The sequence below is a fragment of the Mycolicibacterium pulveris genome, assembly GCF_010725725.1.
Classification (GTDB): Bacteria; Actinomycetota; Actinomycetes; order Mycobacteriales; family Mycobacteriaceae; genus Mycobacterium; species Mycobacterium pulveris.
The window spans coordinates 3,821,188-3,842,447 of sequence record NZ_AP022599.1; the positions used below are offsets into that span (position 1 = coordinate 3,821,188).

Sequence of the window (21,260 nt, forward strand, 5' to 3'; positions counted from 1 at the left end):
TGGTATGAGCTCAGTAGCCCGCACACAGCAAATCCAAACAAAAAATTGACGCGGAGTTTTGCGTGCAGGATTGAGGGTCCCGATCCTGAAGGTCCAAAACCCGCTTTCACGCATCAAGATTGGTTGTATCCAAACGATCTTTAACGGCCGGAAGAGATCGAGTGTGACGACGCTCGAGTAGATATCCGATGATCAATTGTTTGCCGGATTAAACGAAACAAATGAAAAAACCAGCCGATACTAACGAAGGCGTAAATCCTTGCTTTTGCGGGTACAGCTGGTGAATAAACAGTGCGTTCAGGGTGGATCGCGCTGCGGACCGTCCGGTGTCGACCGTGGGGCGACCGTCAGACGGCGGTGATTGGGCGGCAGGGACTGACGGTCAATAGTAAGGCTAAAGTCTGGATGGAGGTCACGGATCAAGATCGCACGGATTGTCTTTCGGCACGCTAATCTATCGACCGAACACCGGGGGAAAGAAGCCTCCACCTCGTGGCCCCGATACCTGTTTGGTCAACGGCCAGGCGAACTCTATTCCGGAACCCCTGAGCAATTAAAAGGGGGAAGCCGAAAACGGTGTCCGGGCGAACCGGGCGCAGCCGCTAGGCCCGCGCGGGCGGTCGATAACGGGGCGCGCCCGTGGAACGATAGACGTACTGGGGGCGTTATGTGGTCTTGCCGGGTTGAGCCCAAGGCCGGCAGGGTGACCAGCCGATTGGAGTTCCCGATGAGCAGGAAAAACCTGAAAACCCTCAAAACTGTTGCCGCCGGGGCCGCACTCGCGGGTGCGCTGGGTCTCGCATCCGTCGGCCTCGGCACCGGTCAAGCCCAAGCCCATGAGGACTGGTGGTGGCACCCGCATCCGCCGGGGCCCGGCCACGTCATTCCGCCGCCGGGGCACATCTCACACCTGCCGTTCGTGCCGCCACCCGGGCAGATCGCGAAATTGCCGTTCGTCCCGCCGCCGGGTCACTGGGACAAACCCTGGAAGTGGTGACGTAGTTTCCGACCCGATGGCCGCCTCGCATCAGCGGGGCGGCCAGCTGGATACGCTGCCAGCGTGTCTACCAAATGGTCGCCGACGCGGCTCGGCGATTTGAACGGCAAACGCATCATCGTCACCGGCGCCACCAACGGCGTGGGTCTCGCGACGGCGACGGCGCTCGCCCGCGCGGGAGCGCACGTGATCCTGGCGGTCCGAAATGTCGAGCTCGGTGCGCAGCGCGCGGCCGAGATGGGCGGAGACACGTCCGTCGTCAAACTCGACCTGGCCGATCAGTCCTCCGTGCGGGCTTTTCCTGACTTGTTCGACGGTGACGTCGACATCCTGATCAACAACGCCGGCATGGTCGCTCAGCGGCGAAGCGACACGGTGGACGGCTTCGAGATCACCTTGGGCACAAACTTTCTCGGTCCGTTCGCCCTGACCAATCTGATATTTGAACGAGTCCGGTCAAAGATCATCACCGTCGGCTCCGACGCGCACAAGGTGGCCAGTATCGCGATCGACGATCCGCACCTGCGCACCCGCAGGTGGTCTGCATTTCCGGCCTACGCGCGCTCGAAGCTTGCGGTGATGCTGTGGGGACTGGAACTCGACCGGCGGTTGCGTGAGGCAACTTCGCCGGTCTCCTGCTATCTGACGCACCCGGGCTGGGTGGCCTCGAACCTGTCCAACGTGTCGGACAAGCGGCTGATGGCGACGGCTCACACGGTGGTCAGGTCGGTGGCCCGGCTCCTCGCGAACGATCTCGACGCCGGCGCCGCACCGACGCTGTACTGCATCACCGAGCCGATCCCCCCTGGCAGCTATGTCGGTATCGACAGCAGACTCGGTTTGAAGGGTGGCCCGACGCTGAGCGGCCGGTCGGCAGCCGCCTGTGACTACGAAACCGCTCGGCGGCTATGGGAATTCGCCGAGAGCGAAACGGGCACCACCCTGCCCCAGTCCACCGCCGCGCTTCCCGGCGGACCAGACCTGTGAGGCGGCGCGTCGCTTGTTTCGCCCGGCAGCCAGTGGGCGGTCGGCGTCGTTTACCCTGGCGTCGATAGCAACGAGCAAAGGAGACGGGGATGGCGTGGTTTCTGGCGTTGCAGGGCTCGGCCCACCAGACTCATCAGTCGGCGGCGTATGAACTCCAAGACTCAGTGGATATCGACAAGCTCGCGGAGGAGCTGACCAGCGCGGCGACGCTCGACCGGGTCGTTCCCGTTGCGGCGATGCTGCCGCAGTCCAAGGGGCGCCGTCAGAAGGTGACGCTGTATGTCCGGCCGGCGGCCTGGGGGCTGTGGACCTTCTACCAGATGTCCGAGGAAGATCAGCGCCAGCTCATCAAGGAAAACCCCTTGCTGAACGCGCTTGCCCAGGGCGTCGCGCAACGAACGCACCAAAACCCCGGCCAGAATCCGCTTTTCGGTCAGCAGTTCGGCGGATAACACGAGCGCGTCGGGCGCCGACGTTGCAGCCGGGGGTCACGCCTTGTCCGGTCCGTCGAAGACGGCCAGTTCGTGATCCCCCAGGTTTCACCTGGCCGACTCCAGCGTCAGCTCGTAAATGCGTTCGCGACGCTGATCATCCTCGGTCGTGCCGGCGACGTACCAGACCCCATGAGCGGGATCTCCGGCGCCAAATCGCGTGCACCGGAAGGATGATGTACACCGCGATCGCGAGGTAGCCGAGCACGGCCACCAGGGGCACAAACAACCCGACCACCATCATCACGACGTAGCCGGTCAGGCTCGGCACGAACTGTCTGCTCAGTGTCGTCACTTCGGCATCGGTCGCATCGGCACGAATCAGGCGCTCGCGGACGGCGTAGCGCCACAAGGCACCCAGCAGAAAAGACGTCAGCAGCAAGTTCATCCCGTAGACGGTCGTTGCGACCCGCTCGGCGTTGTGGACGTTGATGTGCTCAGCTACAAGTCGAGTCGGAAAAGGCAAGAACGACACCACCATCAGCAACAGCAGATTCAGTCGGATCAGAATCGCCGTGGCACTGTCGAGGTACTCCGTTATGACCGTGTGTTTGATCCATACCGCCCCGATGGTCGAGAAGCTGATCAGGTATGCCACATACGACGGCCACTGGTGAGTCAACGCCGTGAGCAGATCGTCCTCAGCGCCTGCCTCGACGCCGATCTCGAGAACAAGCAGCGTGATGGCGATCGCGAACACCCCGTCGCTGAACGCCTCCATTCGGGCGGTCCGCAAGCTCGGTCGTCGGCCTGCCTCGGGCTCCTTGTCAGCCATGATCAAATCTGCCCTCCCCCAAGAACGACGCTGGGAGTTCGATCATTGGGACGCTTGGATGTGAGCGTAATTTGTCGCCGCGCATTCTTCGGGCGGAACGTCGTCCAGCCAGCTGTGCAATCGTCAACTGTGAACCCGGTCGAGCCATTCGTTCGCCGAGTGTTCGACCTCGTCGATGGTCCAACAACGCGGTTCCCAGGAATGGTCTGCGGCGGCCACCGCCGACGCGGATGGCTAAAGACCAGGTCAACGAGCGTTTCCGGTAGTGCCCCCGGCAGGATTCGAACCTGCGGCCTTCTGCTCCGGAGGCAGACGCTCTATCCCCTGAGCTACGGGGGCGCGTATGACATGCTGCGCCAAATGGGCCAGCACAGCGTAACGCATCGCGGGCACCGGGAACGGATTCGGGGGCTGACCACCCAAGACCATAGGATGGACCACCGTGACCCCCGCTGACCTCGCCGAGCTGCTCAAGACCACCACCGCCGCGGTGCTGGCCGAGCGTGGCCTGGACACCTCAGCCGTGCCGGCCACCGTCACCGTCGAGCGTCCGCGCAACCCCGAGCACGGCGACTACGCCACCAACCTCGCCCTGCAGCTCGGTAAGAAGGTCGGCGTCAACCCGCGTGAGCTGGCCGGATGGCTGGCCGGAGCGCTCGCCGCCCACGACGGCATCGCCGCCGCCGACGTCGCCGGGCCCGGGTTCGTCAACCTGCGCCTGGAAGCGTCCGCGCAGAACACCATCGTCAGCAACGTGCTGACCGCCGGCGCGCGCTACGGGCACTCCGACGCCCTCGCCGGCCAGCGGATCAACCTCGAGTTCGTCTCGGCCAACCCCACCGGACCGATCCACATCGGCGGGACCCGCTGGGCCGCCGTCGGTGACGCGCTGGGCCGGCTGCTGTCCACCCAGGGCGCCGATGTCACCCGGGAGTACTACTTCAACGACCACGGCGCCCAGATCGACCGGTTCACCAACTCGTTGATCGCCGCCGCCAAGGGGGAACCCACCCCCGACGACGGGTACGCCGGCGACTACATCAAGGACATCGCCGCGCAGGTGCTCGCCAAGGAGCCCGACGCGCTGCGCCTGCCCGACGACCAGATGCGCGAGACGTTCCGCGCCATCGGCGTCGACCTGATGTTCAACCACATCAAGCAGTCGCTGCACGAGTTCGGCACCGACTTCGACGTCTACACCCACGAAGACTCGATGCACACCTCCGGGCGGGTCGAGCAGGCCATTGCCCGCCTCCGCGAGGCCGGCAGCATCTACGAGAAGGACGGCGCGGTCTGGCTGCGCACCACCGACTACGGCGACGACAAGGACCGTGTCGTCATCAAGAGCGATGGCGCCCCGGCCTACATCGCCGCCGACATCGCCTACTACCTCGACAAGCGCGAACGCGGTTTTGACCTGTGCATCTACATGCTCGGCGCCGACCATCACGGCTACATCGCCCGGCTCAAGGCCGTCGCCGCGGCGCTCGGTGAGGACCCCGCCACCGTCGAGGTGCTCATCGGCCAGATGGTCAACCTGGTCCGCGACGGGCAGCCGGTGCGGATGAGTAAGCGGGCGGGCACGGTGATCACCCTCGATGACCTGGTCGAAGCCATCGGCGTCGACGCCGCCCGGTACTCGCTGATCCGGTCGTCGGTCGACAGCCCGATCGACATCGACCTCGAGCTGTGGTCCTCGGCGTCGAACGAAAACCCGGTCTACTACGTGCAATACGCCCACGCGCGGTTGTGCGCCCTGGCCCGCAACGCCGCCGAGCTCGGCGTGTCCGCCGACACCTCGCACCTGGAGCTGCTGACCCACGACAAGGAAGGCACACTGATCCGCAACATCGGTGAGTTCCCGCGCGTGCTGAAAACCGCTGCGACCCTGCGTGAACCGCACCGGGTGTCGCGTTATCTCGAGGACCTGGCAGGCGACTATCACCGGTTCTACGACTCCTGCCGGGTCCTGCCGCAAGGCGACGAAGCGCCGAACGAGCTGCACAGTGCCCGGCTGGCGCTGTGCCAGGCCACCCGGCAGGTCATCGCCAACGGCCTAGGCATCCTCGGCGTCACCGCACCGGAGCGCATGTGATCGCCCATCCCGCCGGACCCCGCCACGCCGAAGAGGTGCACCACGGCGGCGCTCCGCCGCGTCCGCAGTCCCCGGATGAAATGCTGATGCTCGCTCCGAATGTATGGCCGCGCAACGCTGTTCGCGGCGAGGACGGCGTGGTGTCCATCGCCGGGGTACCGGTCACCGACGTCGCCGCGGAGTTCGGGACGCCGGTCTTTGTGATCGACGAGGACGACTTCCGTTCCCGTTGCCGCGAGATCGCGGCGGCCTTCGGCGGGGGAGAGAACGTACGCTACGCCGCCAAGGCGTTCCTGTGCACCGAGATCGCCCGCTGGGTCGACGAGGAAGGACTCGCGCTCGACGTGGCCAGCGGCGGCGAGCTCGCCGTCGCCCTGCACGCCCGCTTCCCGGCCGAGCGAATCGCGTTGCACGGCAACAACAAATCCATCGACGAACTGACCGCCGCCGTGAAGGCCGGAGTGGGACACGTCGTCGTGGACTCGATGATCGAGATCGACCGCCTCGACGAGATCGCCGGCGCCGCGGGCGTCGTGCAGGACGTCCTGGTGCGTGTCACCGTCGGCGTCGAAGCCCACACTCACGAATTCATCTCCACCGCACACGAAGACCAGAAGTTCGGCCTGTCGCTGGCCACCGGCGCCGCGATGGACGCGGTGCGACGGGTCTTCGCCACCGACCATCTGCGGCTGGTCGGCCTGCACAGCCACATCGGTTCGCAGATCTTCGACGTCGCGGGCTTCGAATTGGCCGCGCACCGGGTCATCGGGCTGCTGCGCGACGTGGTCGCCGAGTTCGGCGTCGACAAGACGTCACAGATGTCGACCGTCGACCTCGGTGGGGGACTGGGCATCTCGTATCTGCCACAGGACGACCCGCCGCCGGTGGCCGAACTCGCCGCCAAGCTGAGCGCCATCGTCCGCGACGAGTCGGCGGCGGTCGGGCTGCCCACGCCGCGGCTGGTCGTCGAACCGGGTCGCGCCATCGCCGGTCCCGGCACCATCACGCTGTATCGGGTCGGGACGGTCAAAGACGTCGCGGTCTCCTCCGACAGATACCGTCGCTATGTCAGCGTCGACGGCGGGATGAGCGACAACATCCGCACGTCGCTCTACGGCGCGGAATACGACGCCCGGCTCGTGTCCCGGGCCAGCAACACCGCGGCGAGGCTCGGTCGGATTGTCGGAAAGCACTGCGAGAGCGGCGATATCGTGGTACGCGATACCTGGGTGCCCGACGACATCGAACCGGGCGACCTACTGGGGGTGGCGGCCACCGGCGCATATTGCTATTCGATGTCGAGCCGGTACAACCTGATCGGTCGCCCCGCCGTGGTGGCCGTGCGCGTCGGGCAAGCCCGCCTGATCCTGCGCCGGGAGACGGTCGACGACCTACTGAGTCTGGAAGTGAGGTAAGCGATGACCAGCCACGAAAGGCCCATCGGGGTAGCGGTCCTCGGACTCGGCAACGTCGGAAGCCAAGTCGTGCGCATCATTCAGGACAGCGCCGACGATCTCGCCGCCCGCATCGGTGCTCCGCTGGTGCTGCGAGGCGTCGGGGTCCGACGCGTGGCCGATGACCGCGGCGTGCCCGTCGACATGCTCACCGACAACATCGAAGAGCTCGTCTCCCGCGACGACGTCGACATCGTCGTCGAGCTGATGGGGCCGGTCGAACCCGCCCGCAAGGCCATCCTGTCGGCGCTGGAACAACGGAAGTCGGTGGTCACCGCCAACAAGGCACTGATGGCCGTGTCGACCGGTGAACTCGCCCAAGCCGCCGAACACGCCCATGTGGACCTGTATTTCGAAGCGTCGGTGGCCGGCGCGATCCCCGTCATCCGTCCGCTGACCCAATCGCTGGCCGGGGACACCGTGCTGCGGGTGGCAGGCATCGTCAACGGCACCACCAACTACATCCTGTCCGAGATGGACAGCACGGGCGCCGATTACGAGAGCGCCTTGGCCGATGCCAGTGCCCTGGGCTACGCCGAAGCCGATCCGACCGCCGACGTGGAGGGCTATGACGCCGCCGCCAAGGCCGCGATCCTGGCCTCGATCGCCTTTCACACCCGCGTCACCGCCGACGACGTCTACCGCGAAGGCATCACCAAAGTCACCCCCGCCGACTTCGCGTCGGCGCGTGCGCTCGGCTGCACCATCAAACTGCTCGCGATCTGTGAGCGGTTGACCTCAGATGAAGGCCAACAACGAATTTCGGCCCGGGTCTATCCCGCGCTGGTGCCGTTGGATCATCCGCTGGCCACCGTCAACGGCGCGTTCAACGCGGTGTTCGTGGAGGCGGAGGCCGCCGGCCAGCTGATGTTCTATGGGCAGGGCGCGGGCGGGGCTCCCACCGCGTCGGCGGTGATGGGCGATGTCGTGATGGCCGCGCGCAACCGCGTCCAGGGCGGCCGCGGCCCCCGTGAATCCAGATACGCCAAGCTGCCGATCTCGCCGATCGGGTTTATCCCGACGCGCTACTACGTCAACATGAACGTCACCGATCAGCCGGGTGTATTGTCCGCTGTCGCAGCTGAATTCGCCAAGCGGGAGGTCAGCATCGCCGTGGTCCGCCAGGAGGAGATGGTCGACGACGACGGTCAACGCTGCGGCGCCCGCATCGTCGTCGTCACCCACCAGGCCACCGATGCAGCACTGTCGGAGACCGTCGCCGCGCTCGCCGACCTCGACGTGGTGCAGAGGATCAACAGCGTGCTGCGCATGGAAGGGGCCACGAATGAGTAGCGCACCGCCCACGGCCGTGCACCGGCCCTGGCCCGGGTTGATCGCCGCCTACCGCGACCGTCTCCCGGTGCAGGACGACTGGACCCCGATCACGCTGCGGGAGGGCGGCACCCCGCTGCTGCCTGCCCCCCGGCTCTCCGAATACACCGGCTGCACTGTGCATCTGAAGGTCGAGGGGCTCAACCCGACCGGCTCGTTCAAGGACCGCGGCATGACCATGGCCGTCACCGAGGCGGTGGCCCGCGGACAGCAGGCCGTGCTGTGCGCCTCCACCGGCAACACGTCGGCGTCGGCCGCCGCCTATGCCGCGCGAGCCGGTATCACCTGCGCGGTCCTGGTTCCGCAGGGCAAGATCGCCATGGGCAAGCTGGCGCAGGCCGTCATACACGGCGCCAAGATCATCCAGGTCGACGGCAACTTCGACGACTGCCTGGAACTCGCGCGCAAGCTCACCGCGGACTTCCCGACCGTCTCGCTGGTCAACTCCGTGAACCCGTTCCGCATCGAGGGCCAGAAGACCGCGGCGTTCGAGATCGCCGACGCGCTGGGGACCGCGCCGGACGTGCACGCGCTGCCCGTCGGCAATGCCGGCAACATCACCGCGTACTGGAAGGGCTACACCGAATACCACCGCGACGGCTTGTCCGACCGGCTGCCCCGGATGCTGGGCACCCAGGCCGCGGGAGCCGCACCGCTGGTGCACGGTGCCCCGGTGAGCGACCCGGAGACCATCGCCACCGCGATCCGGATCGGCTCGCCGGCGTCGTGGGACACCGCCGTGGCGGCCCAACAACAGTCCGGGGGCCGCTTCCTGGCCGCCACCGACGAAGAGATCCTGGCCGCCTACCACCTGGTGGCGCGCACCGAGGGGGTCTTCGTCGAGCCGGCGTCCGCGGCCAGCATCGCCGGACTGCTCAAGTCCGTCGAAGACGGCTGGGTCGCCAAGGGTTCCACGGTGGTGTGCACCGTCACCGGTAACGGGCTCAAGGACCCCGACACCGCGTTGAAAGGAATGCCGACCGTCACGCCCGTTCCCGTCGATCCGATCGCCGTGGTCGAGAAGCTCGGCCTGGCTTAGCAGGTGACCCCCCAGTGACGACGACGCTGCCGGCCGGGCTGACGGCGACCGCCGTGGTCGCTGCGTCCAGCGCCAACCTCGGACCCGGTTTCGACAGCCTCGGTGTCGCGCTGGGCCTCTACGACGAGATCGTCGTGGAGACAGTGGCATCCGGGCTGAGCGTCAGCGTCGAGGGCGAAGGGTCTGGCCAGGTGCCCCTGGACGCATCGCATCTGGTGGTGCGCGCGGTCGAGCGCGGATTGCAGGCGGCCGGGGCCGCCGTCCCGGGCATGATTGTGCGGTGCCGCAACGACATTCCGCACTCCCGCGGGCTGGGCTCGTCTGCCGCTGCGGTGGTCGGTGGGCTGGCCGCGGTCAACGGCCTTGTCAGCCAAGCAGGTTCGACGCCGCTGACCGAAGACCAACTGATCCAGTTGTCCTCGGAGTTCGAGGGTCATCCCGACAACGCGTCGGCTGCCGTGCTCGGCGGCGGGGTGGTCTCCTGGACCGAGGCTGACCGGCCGCGGCCGCGATACGCTGCCGTTCCGCTGCGCTTGCACCGCGATATCCATCTGTTCACCGCGATTCCCCAGCAGCGTTCGTCGACCGCCGAAACCCGGGTGCTGCTTCCCGAGCAGGTCAACCACACCGACGCGCGGTTCAACGTCAGCCGCGCCGCGCTTCTGGTGGTCGCGCTCACCCAGCGGCCCGACCTGCTGATGACGGCCACCGAGGACGTCCTGCACCAACCGCAGCGCGCCGAGGCCATGCCGGGGTCCGCGGAATACCTACAGGTACTGCGGCGTTGTGGCATTGCAGCGGTGCTTTCCGGGGCCGGGCCATCGATTCTGGCGTTGTGTACACAACCAGAGTTGCCGGCAGAAGCCCTCGAATTCGGTGCCGCGTCCGGGTTCACCGTCAGTGAGATGGCTGTTGGTGACGGTGTCCGCTGGACGTCGGGCGTGGCCGTTCGGAGCTAGTTTGCAACACGGTTCGCACGCGTGTTTCTTGCTTCCGGCTTCGATGCGCGTTATTCTCGCTTTTGTCCAGCAATCGCAGCGTCTCTGCCTGCGCCGACACTAGGACACCACTCATTTTCCCCGTGACTTACCCATGGGCTGACGGTTCGTCGGATATCGGCGAATCCCGGCAATCACCGTTGCACACGCAATGGTGGGGCCCACGCGTTGAGCGGATCAGCTGAACGCAACGAATCCCCGCATGACTCGAACAGCGAGGGAGAGAAAGGACATCCGTGACTGATACGGACCTCATCACGGCTGATGGCAGCAGCGACGACTCCGCGCTGTCGAACACCGTGAAATCAGAAAACCCCGCGGCAGGAGATGCGCCCACCAGCGCGTCCGCCGGGGAGGCTGCGCCAGCCGCCGATGTTGCATCTGGCAACCGGAGCGGCTCGCTTTCCAGCATGGTGCTGCCGGAGTTGCGCGCGTTGGCCAAGGAGATCGGCATCGACGGCGCGTCGGGAATGCGCAAGAGCGAACTCGTCGCCGCGATACGTGATCGCCGTGGCCAGGCCAACGGCCGGGTCGGCGGCGATGCCGCGCCCGCCGGAGGCGACGCGCCGGCCACCGCCGAGGCGCCCGCGAGCCAGAAGACAGCCGAGAAGGCCGACTCGAGCGCCGACGACGGTGGCGACGACCAGTCGACGCGTCAGCGCCGTGACCGCCGCGGCGCCAGCCGCGGTGCGGGAGCGCCGGCCGGACCCGAGCAGAGCGGTCAGGACACCAAGTCCGACACCAAGCAGGACACCAAGTCCGACACCAAGCAGGACACCAAGTCCGACAACAAGTCCGATCAGGACAGCAAGTCCGACACCAAGTCCGATGGCGATCAGCAGGGCGGCCAGCAGAACCGCGGCGGCTCGAACGACGACGACGGCGAGAGCCGTGGCGGCCGACGGGGCCGCCGGTTCCGTGACCGTCGGCGCCGGGAGCGCGGCGGGGGCGACGGCGACACCGAGCTGCGCGAGGACGACGTCGTACAGCCCGTCGCGGGCATCCTCGATGTGCTCGACAACTACGCGTTCGTCCGGACCTCCGGCTACCTCGCCGGCCCCAACGACGTGTACGTCTCGATGAACATGGTGCGCAAGAACGGCCTGCGCCGCGGCGACGCGGTCACCGGTGCCGTTCGGGTACCCAAGGAAGGCGAAGGCGGCGGGCAGAATCCGCGGCAGAAGTTCAACCCGCTGGTGCGACTCGACACGGTCAACGGCAAGCCCGTCGAGGAGGCCAAGAAGCGACCCGAGTTCAACAAGCTCACACCCCTGTACCCGAACCAACGGCTGCGGTTGGAGACCACACCCGACCGGCTGACCACGCGCGTCATCGACCTGATCATGCCGATCGGCAAGGGGCAGCGCGCACTGATCGTGTCGCCGCCGAAGGCCGGTAAGACCACGATCCTGCAGGACATCGCCAACGCGATCACGACCAACAACCCGGAATGCCACCTGATGGTGGTGCTCGTCGACGAGCGTCCGGAAGAGGTCACCGACATGCAGCGCTCGGTCAAGGGTGAGGTCATCGCCTCGACCTTCGACCGCCCGCCGTCAGACCACACCCAGGCCGCCGAGCTGGCCATCGAGCGGGCCAAGCGCCTGGTCGAGCAGGGCAAGGACGTCGTCGTCCTGCTCGACTCGATCACCCGGCTGGGCCGCGCGTACAACAACGCGTCACCGGCATCCGGGCGCATCCTGTCCGGCGGTGTGGACTCGACCGCGCTGTATCCGCCGAAGCGGTTCCTCGGCGCCGCGCGGAACATCGAAGAGGGTGGCTCGCTGACGATCATCGCCACCGCGATGGTGGAGACCGGTTCCACCGGCGACACGGTGATCTTCGAGGAGTTCAAGGGCACCGGCAACGCCGAGCTCAAGCTCGACCGCAAGATCGCCGAACGCCGCGTGTTCCCGGCAGTCGATGTCAACCCGTCCGGCACCCGCAAGGACGAGCTGCTGCTCTCGCCGGATGAGTTCGCGATCGTGCACAAGCTGCGCCGCGTGCTGTCCGGTCTTGACCCGCATCAGGCCATCGACCTGCTGATGAGCCAGCTGCGCAAGACCAAGAACAACTACGAGTTCCTGGTCCAGGTCTCCAAGACCGCCCCCGGCGTCGACAACGAATAACGGGCGACTTCGGCGTCGTTCGTCACGGTCAGGGTGACGAACCGCGCCGAAGTCACACCGCGGCGGGGTCGGCCCGCAACCCGGGCATGACGTAGCGGCGCACGTGCGTCAACACCGCGTCGTCGTCACCGGGATCGAGTGTCTCGCCAGGCACGGTGGCAAGCGAAATCAGCACCCGCGCAACCCATTCCGATGCCTCAGCGACGTCGACGTCGGCGTGGATCTCGCCGTTGTCGCGCGCAGCGATCAAATAGCGCGACCAGAAGTCGGCCAGGTCGGGCACCAATCCCTGCACGCCGGCGCCGGCGCAGGCGGCGAACTCGTCGGGTTCGTCGATCCGCAGCTTCATCAACAGCGCCCCGGGGTCGTCGTAGGCGCTGCGGCCGTGCCGGATGCCCGCGACGATCTGGCGGTCCAGTCCCTCGACCCGCTCGAGCATGGCGTGCGCCTCGGACCAGAAGGCGTCGTTGAGCCGCACGATCGCGGCGCCCAACAGCGTGACTTTGTCGGGGAAGTGCCGGTATAACCAACCCCGTGATATCCCGGCGACCTCGGCCACCTCGGAGACGGTCGTCGCCCGAATACCCTTGGCGCGCAGACAGACTTCCGCGGCGTCGATCAACCGATCGCGGACGTTCTTGGTCGCGGTGCTGCTCGTCACCGGTCGCCCTTCTGTCGTTTCCGCCGTGCTGCGCATTGACGACATTCTGACATGGTAGACACAATTGGAAATCTGTTCACTGTCGAGAGGTGACCATGGCGGACACACTCCAGCAGCTCCTTCGTGAGCGCGCCGAGCAGGACACCGTCGCGGTGAAGCACGGCGACCGCACGTGGACATGGCGCGAGCACGTGGCCGACGCCGGCGCGCAGGCCGCCGCACTGATCGGCGCGGCGGATCCGAACCGTCCGCTGCACGTCGGTGTGCTGCTCGGCAACACCCCGGAGATGCTGACCGCACTGGCCGCCGCGGCGCTGGGCGGTTATGTGCTGTGCGGTATCAACACCACCCGTCGCGGTGAGGCGCTCGCCCGCGACATCGCCAAGGTCGAATGCCAGTTCCTCATCACCGATGCCGAGCACCGGCATCTGCTCGACGGCCTTGACCTGCCGGGCGTCACCGTGTTCGACACCACCGACCCCCGGTGGGCGCAACTGCAAACGGGCGCGCCGCCGCTGAGCCCCACGCGCGAGGCCGCCCCCGACGACACGTTCATGATGATCTTCACCTCCGGCACCAGCGGAAACCCCAAGGCCGTCCAGGTGGCCAACGCCATGGTGCTGTTCGCGGGCACCGCGCTGGTCGACAAGTTCGGCCTCACCTCCGAAGACACCTGTTACCTGTCGATGCCGCTGTTTCATTCGAACGCCGTCGTCGGCGGCTGGGCGCCCGCGCTGGTGGCCGGCGCCTCGATGGTGCCCGCGAAATTCTCGGCGTCGCGTTTCCTGTCCGACATCCGTCGGCACGGCGCCACCTACATGAACTACGTCGGCAAACCGCTGGCTTACGTGCTGGCGACCCCGGAGCGGCCCGACGACAGCGACAACCCGTTGCGCGTGGCGTTCGGAAACGAAGCCACCGACCGCGACATCGAGGAGTTCGGGCGCCGGTTCGGCGTCACCGTCGACGACGGATTCGGGTCCACCGAGAACGCCGTGATCATCACCCGAACCCCCGACACCCCGAAAGGCTCCGTCGGCAAAGGGTTTCCGGGTGTGGCGATCTACAACAGCGAAACCGTGACCGAGTGCCCCCCGGCGGTGTTCGACGCCAACGGGGCGTTGCTCAACGCCGAGGAAGCCATCGGCGAGTTGGTCAACACTTCGGGCACCGGGTTCTTCTCGGGTTACTACAACGATGAGGAGGCCAACGCCGAACGCATCCGCCACGGCATGTACTGGTCGGGGGATTTGGCCTACCGCGACGCCGACGGTTTCATCTACCTCGCTGGGCGTACCGCCGACTGGATGCGCGTGGACGGCGAGAACATGACGACCGCGCCGATCGAGCGCATCCTGCTGCGGCTGGCGCCGATCAACCGCGTCGCGGTCTATCCGGTGCCCGACGAACTGGTCGGCGATCAGGTGATGGCGGCCATCGTGCTGCAGGACGACGCCGACCTCACCCCACAGCAGTTCGAGGAGTTTCTGGCCGCCCAGAGCGACCTCTCGCCGAAGGCGTGGCCGCGTTACGTCTGGATCGCCGACGATCTGCCGAGCACGGCGACCAACAAGATCCTCAAGCGCGACTTGATCGCGCGCGGCACCGACCCCGACGGGCGGACGTTGTGGCGGCGCGACGGCGGCAGGTTCCATCTATACCCTGACCAGCGTCGGCAGCCGGAATAACGTCGGCCGGGCGGGCGTTTAGGCTGCAGGCGGCCAAACTGGCATAATGGACCGTCGACCCTCGGTTCCGGTTCACGCCTCACCTTCATCGAATTTCTTGAAGGGGCGACCCGGGCCCACGATCGAAGAGGAAGCCATGAAGACGGGTATTCACCCTGACTACGTCGAGACCACGGTGCATTGCGGCTGTGGCAACACATTCACCACGCGCAGCACCAAGAAGAGCGGGCAGATCCACGTCGAGGTCTGCTCGCAGTGTCATCCGTTCTACACCGGTAAGCAGAAGATCCTCGACAGCGGCGGCCGCGTCGCCCGCTTCGAGAAGCGCTACGGCAAGCGCAAGGCGGGCGAGAACAACGCCGGTGAGAACAAGGCCGGTGACAACAACTCAGCCGACAAATAGCTGCCTTTCCGGCGCCCGTTCTTGCCGCCCAGGCGGCCAGGCCGGGCGCCGGTTCGCGTGTGAGGGAAGGACGTCGACGTGACGGACAACGGGACGGCGATCGACGCCGTGCTGGCCGAGCACGCCGACCTCGAACGCCAGCTGTCCGACCCCAACCTGCACGCCGACGCGGCCCAGGCACGCAAGGTGGGCCGACGGTTCGCCCAGGTGTCACCGATCGTGGCGACCTACCGCAAGCTGGAGGCGGCGCGCGGTGATCTGGAGGCGGCCCGCGAACTCGCCGCCGACGATCCGTCGTTCGCCGCGGAAGTCGAGGAGCTCACCGCCACGGTGGCCGAGCTCGACACCCACCTCACCGACCTGTTGGCGCCCCGCGACCCGCACGACCCCGACGACATCGTCATGGAGGTCAAATCCGGGGAGGGCGGCGAGGAGTCCGCGCTCTTCGCCGCGGATCTGGCCCGAATGTACATCCGGTACGCCGAGCGGCGCGGTTGGACGGTGACCGTGCTCGACGAAACCTTCTCCGATCTCGGCGGCTACAAGGACGTCACGCTGTCCATCCGGAGCAAGGGCGACTCCGCCGACGGGGTCTGGTCGCGGCTGAAGTTCGAAGGTGGCGTGCACCGCGTGCAGCGTGTACCCGTGACCGAGTCGCAGGGCCGGGTACACACGTCGGCGGCCGGCGTGCTGGTGTACCCCGAACCCGAGGAGATCGAAGAGGTCCAGATCGACGAGTCCGACCTCCGCATCGACGTCTACCGATCGTCGGGAAAGGGTGGCCAGGGCGTCAACACCACCGACTCCGCGGTGCGCATCACCCACCTGCCCACCGGCATCGTCGTCACCTGCCAGAACGAACGCTCACAGTTGCAGAACAAGGCGCGCGCGCTGCAGGTGCTCGCCGCGCGGCTCAAGGCCATGGCCGAAGAGCAGGCCCAGGCCGACGCGTCGGCCGACCGCGCCAGCCAGATCCGCACCGTCGACCGCAGCGAGCGCATCCGCACCTACAACTTCCCCGAGAACCGGATCGCCGATCACCGCATCAACTACAAGGCGCACAACCTCGATCAGGTACTCGACGGTGACCTCGACCCGCTGTTCGACGCGCTGGCCGCCGCCGACAAGCAAGCCAGGCTGCAGGCGACGACATGATGCTCCGCGAGGTGATCGACGCCGCTGAGGCGGCGCTCGCCGACGCGGGGGTCGCATCGCCGCGCGCCGATGCGGAACTGCTCGCCGCCCACGCCGCGGGCACCGACCGCGGACGGCTCGCGCTCACCCGGCCCGATCCCGCGTTCGTCGATCGCTACCGCGGGCTCGTCGCCCGACGGGCCAAACGAGTGCCGTTGCAGCACATCACCGGCAGCGCGGCGTTCGGACCGGTCACCGTCAGCGTCGGGCCCGGCGTGTTCATTCCCAGGCCGGAGACCGAGTCGCTGCTGGAATGGGCTGTGGCACAACCGTTGTTGCGCGAACGTTCCGTACCGCTCGAATTTCCGGGAGAAATTCGAGCGGTAAGGAACGTTCGGCCCCCGGTGATCGTCGATCTGTGCACCGGCTCCGGTGCCTTGGCGCTGGCGCTCGCGAAGGCCGTGCCCGGCGCGCGCGTCATCGCCGTGGATGACTCCGACGACGCGCTCGACTATGCCCGCCGCAACCTGGCAGGCACCGGTGTCGAACTGATTCGCGCCGACGTGACCCAGCCCGGTCTGCTGCCCGAATTCGACGGGCAAGTCGATCTCGTGGTTGCCAACCCCCCGTACATTCCTGAGGGAGCCGAACTGGAAGCCGAAGTGGCCGAACATGATCCAGCGCATGCGCTGTTCGGCGGACCCGACGGGATGGTGGTCATCAACGCCGTCATAGACCTCGCTGGACGGTGGCTGAGCGACGGCGGTCGGTGCGCGGTGGAACACGACGACACCACGTCGGCGCGCACCGTCGACGCGTTCAGCCGGACCGGTCAGTTCGACTCGGTCACCGCCCGTCACGACCTGGCCGGACGGCCCCGGTTCGTCACCGCGACCCGCAACCGCAGGCAGGAAGGGACCGGTCATGGCCGAGCTGTTTGACTGCACCGACCCTGACCAGCGCGCGGCCGGAATCGCCTCGGCCATAAGTGCTTTGAAGGGCGGTCAGCTTGTCGTGCTGCCCACCGACACGGTGTACGGCATCGGCGCGGACGCCTTCGACAACGACGCCGTCGCTGCCTTGCTGGCCGCCAAGGGCCGTGGTCGCGACATGCCGGTACCGGTGCTCGTCGGGTCTTGGCACACGATCGAGGGGCTGGTGTACAACGTTCCGGCGGCCGCGCGTGAACTCATCCGCGCGTTCTGGCCAGGGGCGCTGAGCCTCGTGGTGCGTCAAGCCCCGTCGCTGCAATGGGATCTCGGTGACGCACACGGCACCGTCATGCTGCGCATGCCGCTGCACCCGGTGGCCATCGAGTTGCTGCGCGAGGTCGGACCGATGGCGGTGTCGAGCGCGAACACCTCGGGTCGGCCGCCCGCCGTCACGGTCGCGGAGGCGCGCGACCAACTCGGCGAGCGGGTGCAGGTCTACCTCGACGCCGGGCCCTCCGCGCAGCAGTCCGCCTCGACCATCGTCGACCTCACCGGGGCGAGCCCGCGGGTGCTGCGCCAGGGCCCGATCACGGTGGAGGCCGTCGCCAAGGTTCTCGACACGGACCCCTCGGCGCTGACGGAATGAGCTGAGCCGACGTGGCATACGGTGCATCGATGGGCTACGCGACCGACACCGTGCTCGCGCTCAACGAGCGCGGCGCGGGGGTCCCGCTTCGCGAACTGGCCCTCGTCGGGCTGACCGCGGCGATCATCACCTACTTCGCGACCGGCTGGGTCCGGGTGCTGGCCCGGCGGTTCGGCGCCGTGGCCTACCCGCGTGAGCGCGACGTGCATCTGCAGCCGACCCCGCGAATGGGTGGGTTGGCAATGTATGTCGGGGTGGTGGCGGCCGTGTTGCTGGCATCGCAGCTGCCCGCGTTGACGCGGGGCTTCGTCTACTCGTCGGGGATGCCCGCGGTGGTGGTGGCAGGCGGGTTGATCATGGCCATCGGGCTGATCGACGACCGTTGGGGACTCGACGCGCTGACGAAGTTCGCCGGCCAGATCACCGCCGCCAGCGTGTTGGTCACCATGGGGGTCGCCTGGAGCGTGCTGTACATCCCGTTCGGTGGCGTCGGCACCATCGTGCTCGACCAGGTGTCGTCGATCCTGCTCACGCTCGCGCTGACCGTGGCGGTCGTCAACGCCATGAACTTCGTCGACGGGCTCGACGGGCTGGCCGCCGGCCTCGGGCTGATCACCGCGTCGGCGATCTGCATCTTCTCGATCGGGCTGCTGCGCGATCACGGCGGCGACGTGCTGTTCTATCCGCCCGCCGTCATTTCGGTGGTGCTCGCCGGCGCCTGCCTGGGCTTCCTGCCTCACAATTTCCACCCCGCCAAGATCTTCATGGGCGACTCCGGTTCGATGCTGATCGGTTTGATGCTCGCGGCGGCGTCGACCACGGCGGCAGGGCCCATCTCGCAGACCGCATACGGTGCGCGCGACGTGTTCGCGCTGCTGTCGCCGTTCTTGTTGGTCGTGGCGGTGATGTTCGTGCCCGCGTTGGACATGCTGCTGGCGATCGTGCGCCGCACCCGCGCCGGCCGCAGCCCGTTCAGCCCGGACAAGATGCACCTGCATCACCGGCTGCTTCAGATCGGCCACTCGCATCGGCGGGTCGTCCTGCTCATCTACCTCTGGGTCGGCATCGTCGCCCTGGGTGCGGCCAGCACGATCTTCTTCGATCCGCGCTACAGCGGGGTGGTCATGCTGGCGGCGATTCTGGTCGCGATCGTCGTCACGGTGATCCCCCTCCTGCGGCGCCGAAACGGCCAGTGGGCCGAGGTATACGACGGTAAGTAGTAGGCCCCGTTTTAGGCCTTCGACCATGTGTTAGGGTGAAAAATCAGAACCCGAAAAACCTCGCGGGTTGCCGGCCCCGGACCCCTCGGTTCACGGCCGAGCGGACCGGTACAACGACCGACAAAGGGAGCTGCCGCTTGGGTGAATCCAGTGCGCCGGACACGCTCCGATACGCTCATGGCGCCAAGCACTGGAACGTTGGATCATTCGGCAACTTCTGGGACCGCGGGATCGAGGTGACTTTGTGACGACGCCAGCGCACGACGCGCCGTTGGTACTGCCGTCGGTTGCGTTCCGGCCGTTGCGCCTGGCGGCAATCTGCGCGGTGCTCGCCGGACTCGGCACATTGGCGGCGGCGCTTCTCGGCCACCTGATGGTCGGGGTGTTCTTCGGGATCGGCCTCGCGCTCGGTCTGGTGAACGCCCTCCTGGTGCGGCGGTCGGCCACCAACATCACGTCGCAGCCCCATCCGCTGAAAAGCAAGATGGCGCTGAATTCCGCGACGCGCCTGATGATCTTGACCATCATCGGGCTCGCCATCGCGTTCATCTTCCGGCCCGCTGGTCTCGGCGTCGTCTTCGGCATGGCCCTGTTCCAGATGCTGCTCGTCTTCACAACCACGCTGCCCGTGGCGAAGAAACTGCGGGCGGGCGGCGCCGCTGACGGATTCGAAGGGGAACCCACACAGCAATGACCCAGAACATCCTGGCCGCCGACTCCGGAATCCACGTCGGCACGCACACCACCGCCAACTGGTTCGGGCTGACGGTCAACACCGACACGATGTTGTCCGCCACCATCGCCGCGGTGATCGTGCTGGCGCTCGCGTTCTATCTCCGCGCCAAGGTCACCTCCACCGGCGTCCCCACCGGTGTTCAGTTGTTCTGGGAAGGCATTACGATCCAGGCGCGCAACCAGATCGAGTCGGCGATCGGGATGCGTATCGCGCCGTTCGTGCTGCCGCTCGCGGTGACGCTGTTCGCCTACATCCTCATCGCCAACTGGCTGTCGGTGTTCCCGTGGCAGTACTCGGACGAGACCGGCATCCATGAGCTGCTCAAGCCGGCCGCCGCCGACATCAACTTCGTGCTGGCGCTGGGCCTGTTCGTGTTCATCTGCTACCACGCGGCCGGCTTCTGGCGCCGCGGCCTCATCGGCCACCCGCTGCGGCTGCTCAAGGGGCACGTGGCCTTCCTGGCGCCGATCAACCTCGTCGAAGAGATCGCCAAGCCGATCTCACTGTCCTTGCGACTTTTCGGCAACGTGTTCGCCGGCGGCATCATGGTCACGATCATCGCGTTGTTCCCGGCCTACATCATGTGGGCGCCCAACGCGCTGTGGAAGTCTTTCGAACTGTTCATCGGTGCCATCCAGGCGTTCATCTTCGCGCTGCTGACGATCCTGTACTTCGGTCAGTCCATGGAGCTCGAAGACGAACACCACTAACCCGTAAACGCTCGACAACCTGGTAGGACCGCTACCAGTTATCAAGGAGGATAAAAGGAATGGATCCCACTATCGCTGCTGGCGCACTCATTGGCGGCGGTCTTCTCTTGGGTGGCGGCGCTGTAGGTGCTGCCATCGGTGACGGTGTCGTCGGCAGTGCTTTGGTCAACGGCGTAGCGCGGCAGCCGGAGGCCCAGGGCAGGCTCTTCGTGCCGTTCTTCATCACCGTTGGTCTGGTGGAGGCCATGTACTTCATCAACCTGGCCTTCATGGCGCTGTTCGTCTTCGCCACCCCGGTCGGCTAGTCGACGCCATGGTGGACCTCAGCACTACCGTCTTGGCGGCAGAGGAAGGTAGCGGCAACTTCCTGCTGCCCAACGGCACCTTCTTCTTCGTGCTGATCCTCTTCCTGATCGTGCTCGGCGTGATCAGCAAATGGGTTGTGCCGCCGATCAGCAAGGTGCTGCACGAGCGCGAGGCGATGATCGCCAAGACGGTCGAAGACAACCGGCGCGCAGCACAACTACGCGCTGCTGCCGAAGCCGATTACCTCAAGGTGATGGGTGAGGCTCGCCGGGAAGCGACCGACATTCGCGAAGAGGCCCGTGCCGAGGGTCGCCAGATCGTCGAGGACGCGCGCGCCCGCGCCAACGCCGAGGTCTCGACGTTGCTCCAGCAGGCCAACACCGAACTGACCGAGCAGTCCCGCGCTTTGACCGCTGAGCTGCAGACGTCGGTGGAGACGTTGGCGGCAAGCCTGGCCAGCCGGGTGCTCGGGGTCGACGTGACCACGCGCACGGTGCCGGCCACGACGGGTCAAGGACGGTAACCCA

21 protein-coding genes and 1 tRNA gene are annotated in these 21,260 nt (G+C 66.7%); 19 read left to right on the forward strand and 3 right to left on the reverse strand.

From position 1 onward, the window contains the following. The first annotated feature begins 727 nt into the window (after positions 1 to 727). The 3 genes from G6N28_RS18510 to G6N28_RS18520 all read left to right on the forward strand — a co-directional run bounded on the left by G6N28_RS18510 (position 728) and on the right by G6N28_RS18520 (position 2,436). Positions 728 to 997 carry a hypothetical protein gene (locus G6N28_RS18510; protein ID WP_163902785.1) on the forward strand — a complete coding sequence of 90 codons (270 nt, stop codon included), beginning with the start codon at positions 728 to 730 and terminating at the stop codon, positions 995 to 997. Between the two features lie 63 nt (positions 998 to 1,060). Then, complete coding sequence (locus tag G6N28_RS18515) at positions 1,061 to 1,984, forward strand: SDR family NAD(P)-dependent oxidoreductase (RefSeq protein ID WP_163902788.1); 924 nt, start codon at positions 1,061 to 1,063, stop codon at positions 1,982 to 1,984. A gap of 89 nt (positions 1,985 to 2,073) precedes the next feature. Next, the gene (locus G6N28_RS18520) at positions 2,074 to 2,436 is read left to right on the forward strand and encodes a hypothetical protein (RefSeq protein WP_163902791.1); all 363 of its coding nucleotides are present in this window, start codon (positions 2,074 to 2,076) and stop codon (positions 2,434 to 2,436) included. 136 nt (positions 2,437 to 2,572) lie between these two features. Here the strand turns inward: G6N28_RS18520 and G6N28_RS18525 are convergent, their stop codons facing one another. Both G6N28_RS18525 and G6N28_RS18530 read right to left on the reverse strand, forming a co-directional pair. Next, positions 2,573 to 3,250 (reverse strand): TMEM175 family protein, encoded by a 678-nt coding sequence (locus G6N28_RS18525; RefSeq protein WP_163902793.1) that lies wholly within the window; start codon positions 3,248 to 3,250, stop codon positions 2,573 to 2,575. Between the two features lie 266 nt (positions 3,251 to 3,516). Continuing rightward, positions 3,517 to 3,589, reverse strand: a tRNA-Arg gene (locus G6N28_RS18530). 103 nt (positions 3,590 to 3,692) lie between these two features. Between G6N28_RS18530 and argS the strand changes: the two genes are divergently transcribed. The 6 genes from argS (at position 3,693) to rho (ending at position 12,297) form a co-directional block, all read left to right on the forward strand. Further along, positions 3,693 to 5,345: an arginine--tRNA ligase gene (argS, locus tag G6N28_RS18535; RefSeq protein WP_163902795.1), complete on the forward strand. Its 1,653-nt coding sequence runs from the start codon at positions 3,693 to 3,695 to the stop codon at positions 5,343 to 5,345. Beyond that, entirely contained in the window at positions 5,342 to 6,760 is a 1,419-nt protein-coding gene (gene lysA / locus G6N28_RS18540; protein WP_163902797.1) for a diaminopimelate decarboxylase, read from the forward strand. Before argS ends, lysA begins: the two co-directional genes overlap by 4 nt. A gap of 3 nt (positions 6,761 to 6,763) precedes the next feature. Further along, positions 6,764 to 8,092, forward strand: coding sequence for a homoserine dehydrogenase (locus tag G6N28_RS18545; RefSeq protein ID WP_163902799.1), 1,329 nt, complete (start codon positions 6,764 to 6,766; stop codon positions 8,090 to 8,092). After that, positions 8,085 to 9,170, forward strand: a complete 1,086-nt coding sequence (thrC, locus tag G6N28_RS18550) for a threonine synthase (RefSeq protein ID WP_163902801.1) — start codon at positions 8,085 to 8,087, stop codon at positions 9,168 to 9,170. Before G6N28_RS18545 ends, thrC begins: the two co-directional genes overlap by 8 nt. Before the next feature lie 14 nt (positions 9,171 to 9,184). Further along, the gene (thrB, locus tag G6N28_RS18555) at positions 9,185 to 10,129 is read left to right on the forward strand and encodes a homoserine kinase (protein WP_163902803.1); all 945 of its coding nucleotides are present in this window, start codon (positions 9,185 to 9,187) and stop codon (positions 10,127 to 10,129) included. A 275-nt stretch (positions 10,130 to 10,404) separates the two neighbouring features. Then, positions 10,405 to 12,297: a transcription termination factor Rho gene (gene rho / locus G6N28_RS18560; protein ID WP_163902805.1), complete on the forward strand. Its 1,893-nt coding sequence runs from the start codon at positions 10,405 to 10,407 to the stop codon at positions 12,295 to 12,297. A gap of 52 nt (positions 12,298 to 12,349) precedes the next feature. Here the strand turns inward: rho and G6N28_RS18565 are convergent, their stop codons facing one another. Then, a complete protein-coding gene (locus G6N28_RS18565) occupies positions 12,350 to 13,003 on the reverse strand; it encodes a TetR/AcrR family transcriptional regulator (RefSeq protein ID WP_163902807.1) in 654 nt (217 codons plus the stop codon). Between the two features lie 50 nt (positions 13,004 to 13,053). Here G6N28_RS18565 and fadD1 point away from each other — a divergent pair, with 50 nt between their 5' ends. The 10 genes from fadD1 (at position 13,054) to G6N28_RS18615 (ending at position 21,256) form a co-directional block, all read left to right on the forward strand. Then, complete coding sequence (gene fadD1, locus G6N28_RS18570; protein WP_163902809.1) at positions 13,054 to 14,646, forward strand: fatty-acid--CoA ligase FadD1; 1,593 nt, start codon at positions 13,054 to 13,056, stop codon at positions 14,644 to 14,646. A gap of 136 nt (positions 14,647 to 14,782) precedes the next feature. Then, positions 14,783 to 15,049: a 50S ribosomal protein L31 gene (gene rpmE / locus G6N28_RS18575; RefSeq protein ID WP_163902811.1), complete on the forward strand. Its 267-nt coding sequence runs from the start codon at positions 14,783 to 14,785 to the stop codon at positions 15,047 to 15,049. Positions 15,050 to 15,127: 78 nt separating this feature from the next. Then, a complete protein-coding gene (gene prfA, locus G6N28_RS18580) occupies positions 15,128 to 16,204 on the forward strand; it encodes a peptide chain release factor 1 (RefSeq protein WP_163902813.1) in 1,077 nt (358 codons plus the stop codon). After that, positions 16,201 to 17,124, forward strand: a complete 924-nt coding sequence (prmC, locus tag G6N28_RS18585; RefSeq protein WP_163902815.1) for a peptide chain release factor N(5)-glutamine methyltransferase — start codon at positions 16,201 to 16,203, stop codon at positions 17,122 to 17,124. Before prfA ends, prmC begins: the two co-directional genes overlap by 4 nt. Continuing rightward, entirely contained in the window at positions 17,108 to 17,761 is a 654-nt protein-coding gene (locus tag G6N28_RS18590; RefSeq protein WP_163902817.1) for an L-threonylcarbamoyladenylate synthase, read from the forward strand. The genes prmC and G6N28_RS18590 overlap by 17 nt, the downstream gene beginning before the upstream one ends. A gap of 29 nt (positions 17,762 to 17,790) precedes the next feature. After that, complete coding sequence (locus G6N28_RS18595) at positions 17,791 to 18,981, forward strand: glycosyltransferase family 4 protein (RefSeq protein WP_163902820.1); 1,191 nt, start codon at positions 17,791 to 17,793, stop codon at positions 18,979 to 18,981. 244 nt (positions 18,982 to 19,225) lie between these two features. Further along, positions 19,226 to 19,675 (forward strand): ATP synthase subunit I, encoded by a 450-nt coding sequence (locus tag G6N28_RS18600; RefSeq protein WP_163902822.1) that lies wholly within the window; start codon positions 19,226 to 19,228, stop codon positions 19,673 to 19,675. Continuing rightward, positions 19,672 to 20,427 carry a F0F1 ATP synthase subunit A gene (gene atpB, locus G6N28_RS18605; RefSeq protein ID WP_163902824.1) on the forward strand — a complete coding sequence of 252 codons (756 nt, stop codon included), beginning with the start codon at positions 19,672 to 19,674 and terminating at the stop codon, positions 20,425 to 20,427. Before G6N28_RS18600 ends, atpB begins: the two co-directional genes overlap by 4 nt. Positions 20,428 to 20,486: 59 nt before the next feature. Further along, positions 20,487 to 20,732, forward strand: a complete 246-nt coding sequence (locus G6N28_RS18610; protein WP_046752794.1) for a F0F1 ATP synthase subunit C — start codon at positions 20,487 to 20,489, stop codon at positions 20,730 to 20,732. Between the two features lie 8 nt (positions 20,733 to 20,740). After that, a complete protein-coding gene (locus G6N28_RS18615; protein ID WP_163902826.1) occupies positions 20,741 to 21,256 on the forward strand; it encodes a F0F1 ATP synthase subunit B in 516 nt (171 codons plus the stop codon). Positions 21,257 to 21,260: the final 4 nt, after the last annotated feature.

Coding starts and splice junctions, on each gene's coding strand:
- G6N28_RS18510 (WP_163902785.1), top strand. CDS start 728: ATGAGCAGGAAAAACCTGAAAACCCTCAAAACTGTTGCCGCCGGGGCC.
- G6N28_RS18520 (WP_163902791.1), top strand. CDS start 2,074: ATGGCGTGGTTTCTGGCGTTGCAGGGCTCGGCCCACCAGACTCATCAG.
- G6N28_RS18525 (WP_163902793.1), bottom strand. CDS start 3,250: ATGGCTGACAAGGAGCCCGAGGCAGGCCGACGACCGAGCTTGCGGACC.
- G6N28_RS18545 (WP_163902799.1), top strand. CDS start 6,764: ATGACCAGCCACGAAAGGCCCATCGGGGTAGCGGTCCTCGGACTCGGC.
- thrC (WP_163902801.1), top strand. CDS start 8,085: ATGAGTAGCGCACCGCCCACGGCCGTGCACCGGCCCTGGCCCGGGTTG.
- G6N28_RS18565 (WP_163902807.1), bottom strand. CDS start 13,003: ATGTCGTCAATGCGCAGCACGGCGGAAACGACAGAAGGGCGACCGGTG.
- fadD1 (WP_163902809.1), top strand. CDS start 13,054: ATGGCGGACACACTCCAGCAGCTCCTTCGTGAGCGCGCCGAGCAGGAC.
- rpmE (WP_163902811.1), top strand. CDS start 14,783: ATGAAGACGGGTATTCACCCTGACTACGTCGAGACCACGGTGCATTGC.
- prmC (WP_163902815.1), top strand. CDS start 16,201: ATGATGCTCCGCGAGGTGATCGACGCCGCTGAGGCGGCGCTCGCCGAC.
- G6N28_RS18590 (WP_163902817.1), top strand. CDS start 17,108: ATGGCCGAGCTGTTTGACTGCACCGACCCTGACCAGCGCGCGGCCGGA.
- G6N28_RS18595 (WP_163902820.1), top strand. CDS start 17,791: ATGGGCTACGCGACCGACACCGTGCTCGCGCTCAACGAGCGCGGCGCG.
- atpB (WP_163902824.1), top strand. CDS start 19,672: ATGACCCAGAACATCCTGGCCGCCGACTCCGGAATCCACGTCGGCACG.
- G6N28_RS18610 (WP_046752794.1), top strand. CDS start 20,487: ATGGATCCCACTATCGCTGCTGGCGCACTCATTGGCGGCGGTCTTCTC.
- G6N28_RS18615 (WP_163902826.1), top strand. CDS start 20,741: ATGGTGGACCTCAGCACTACCGTCTTGGCGGCAGAGGAAGGTAGCGGC.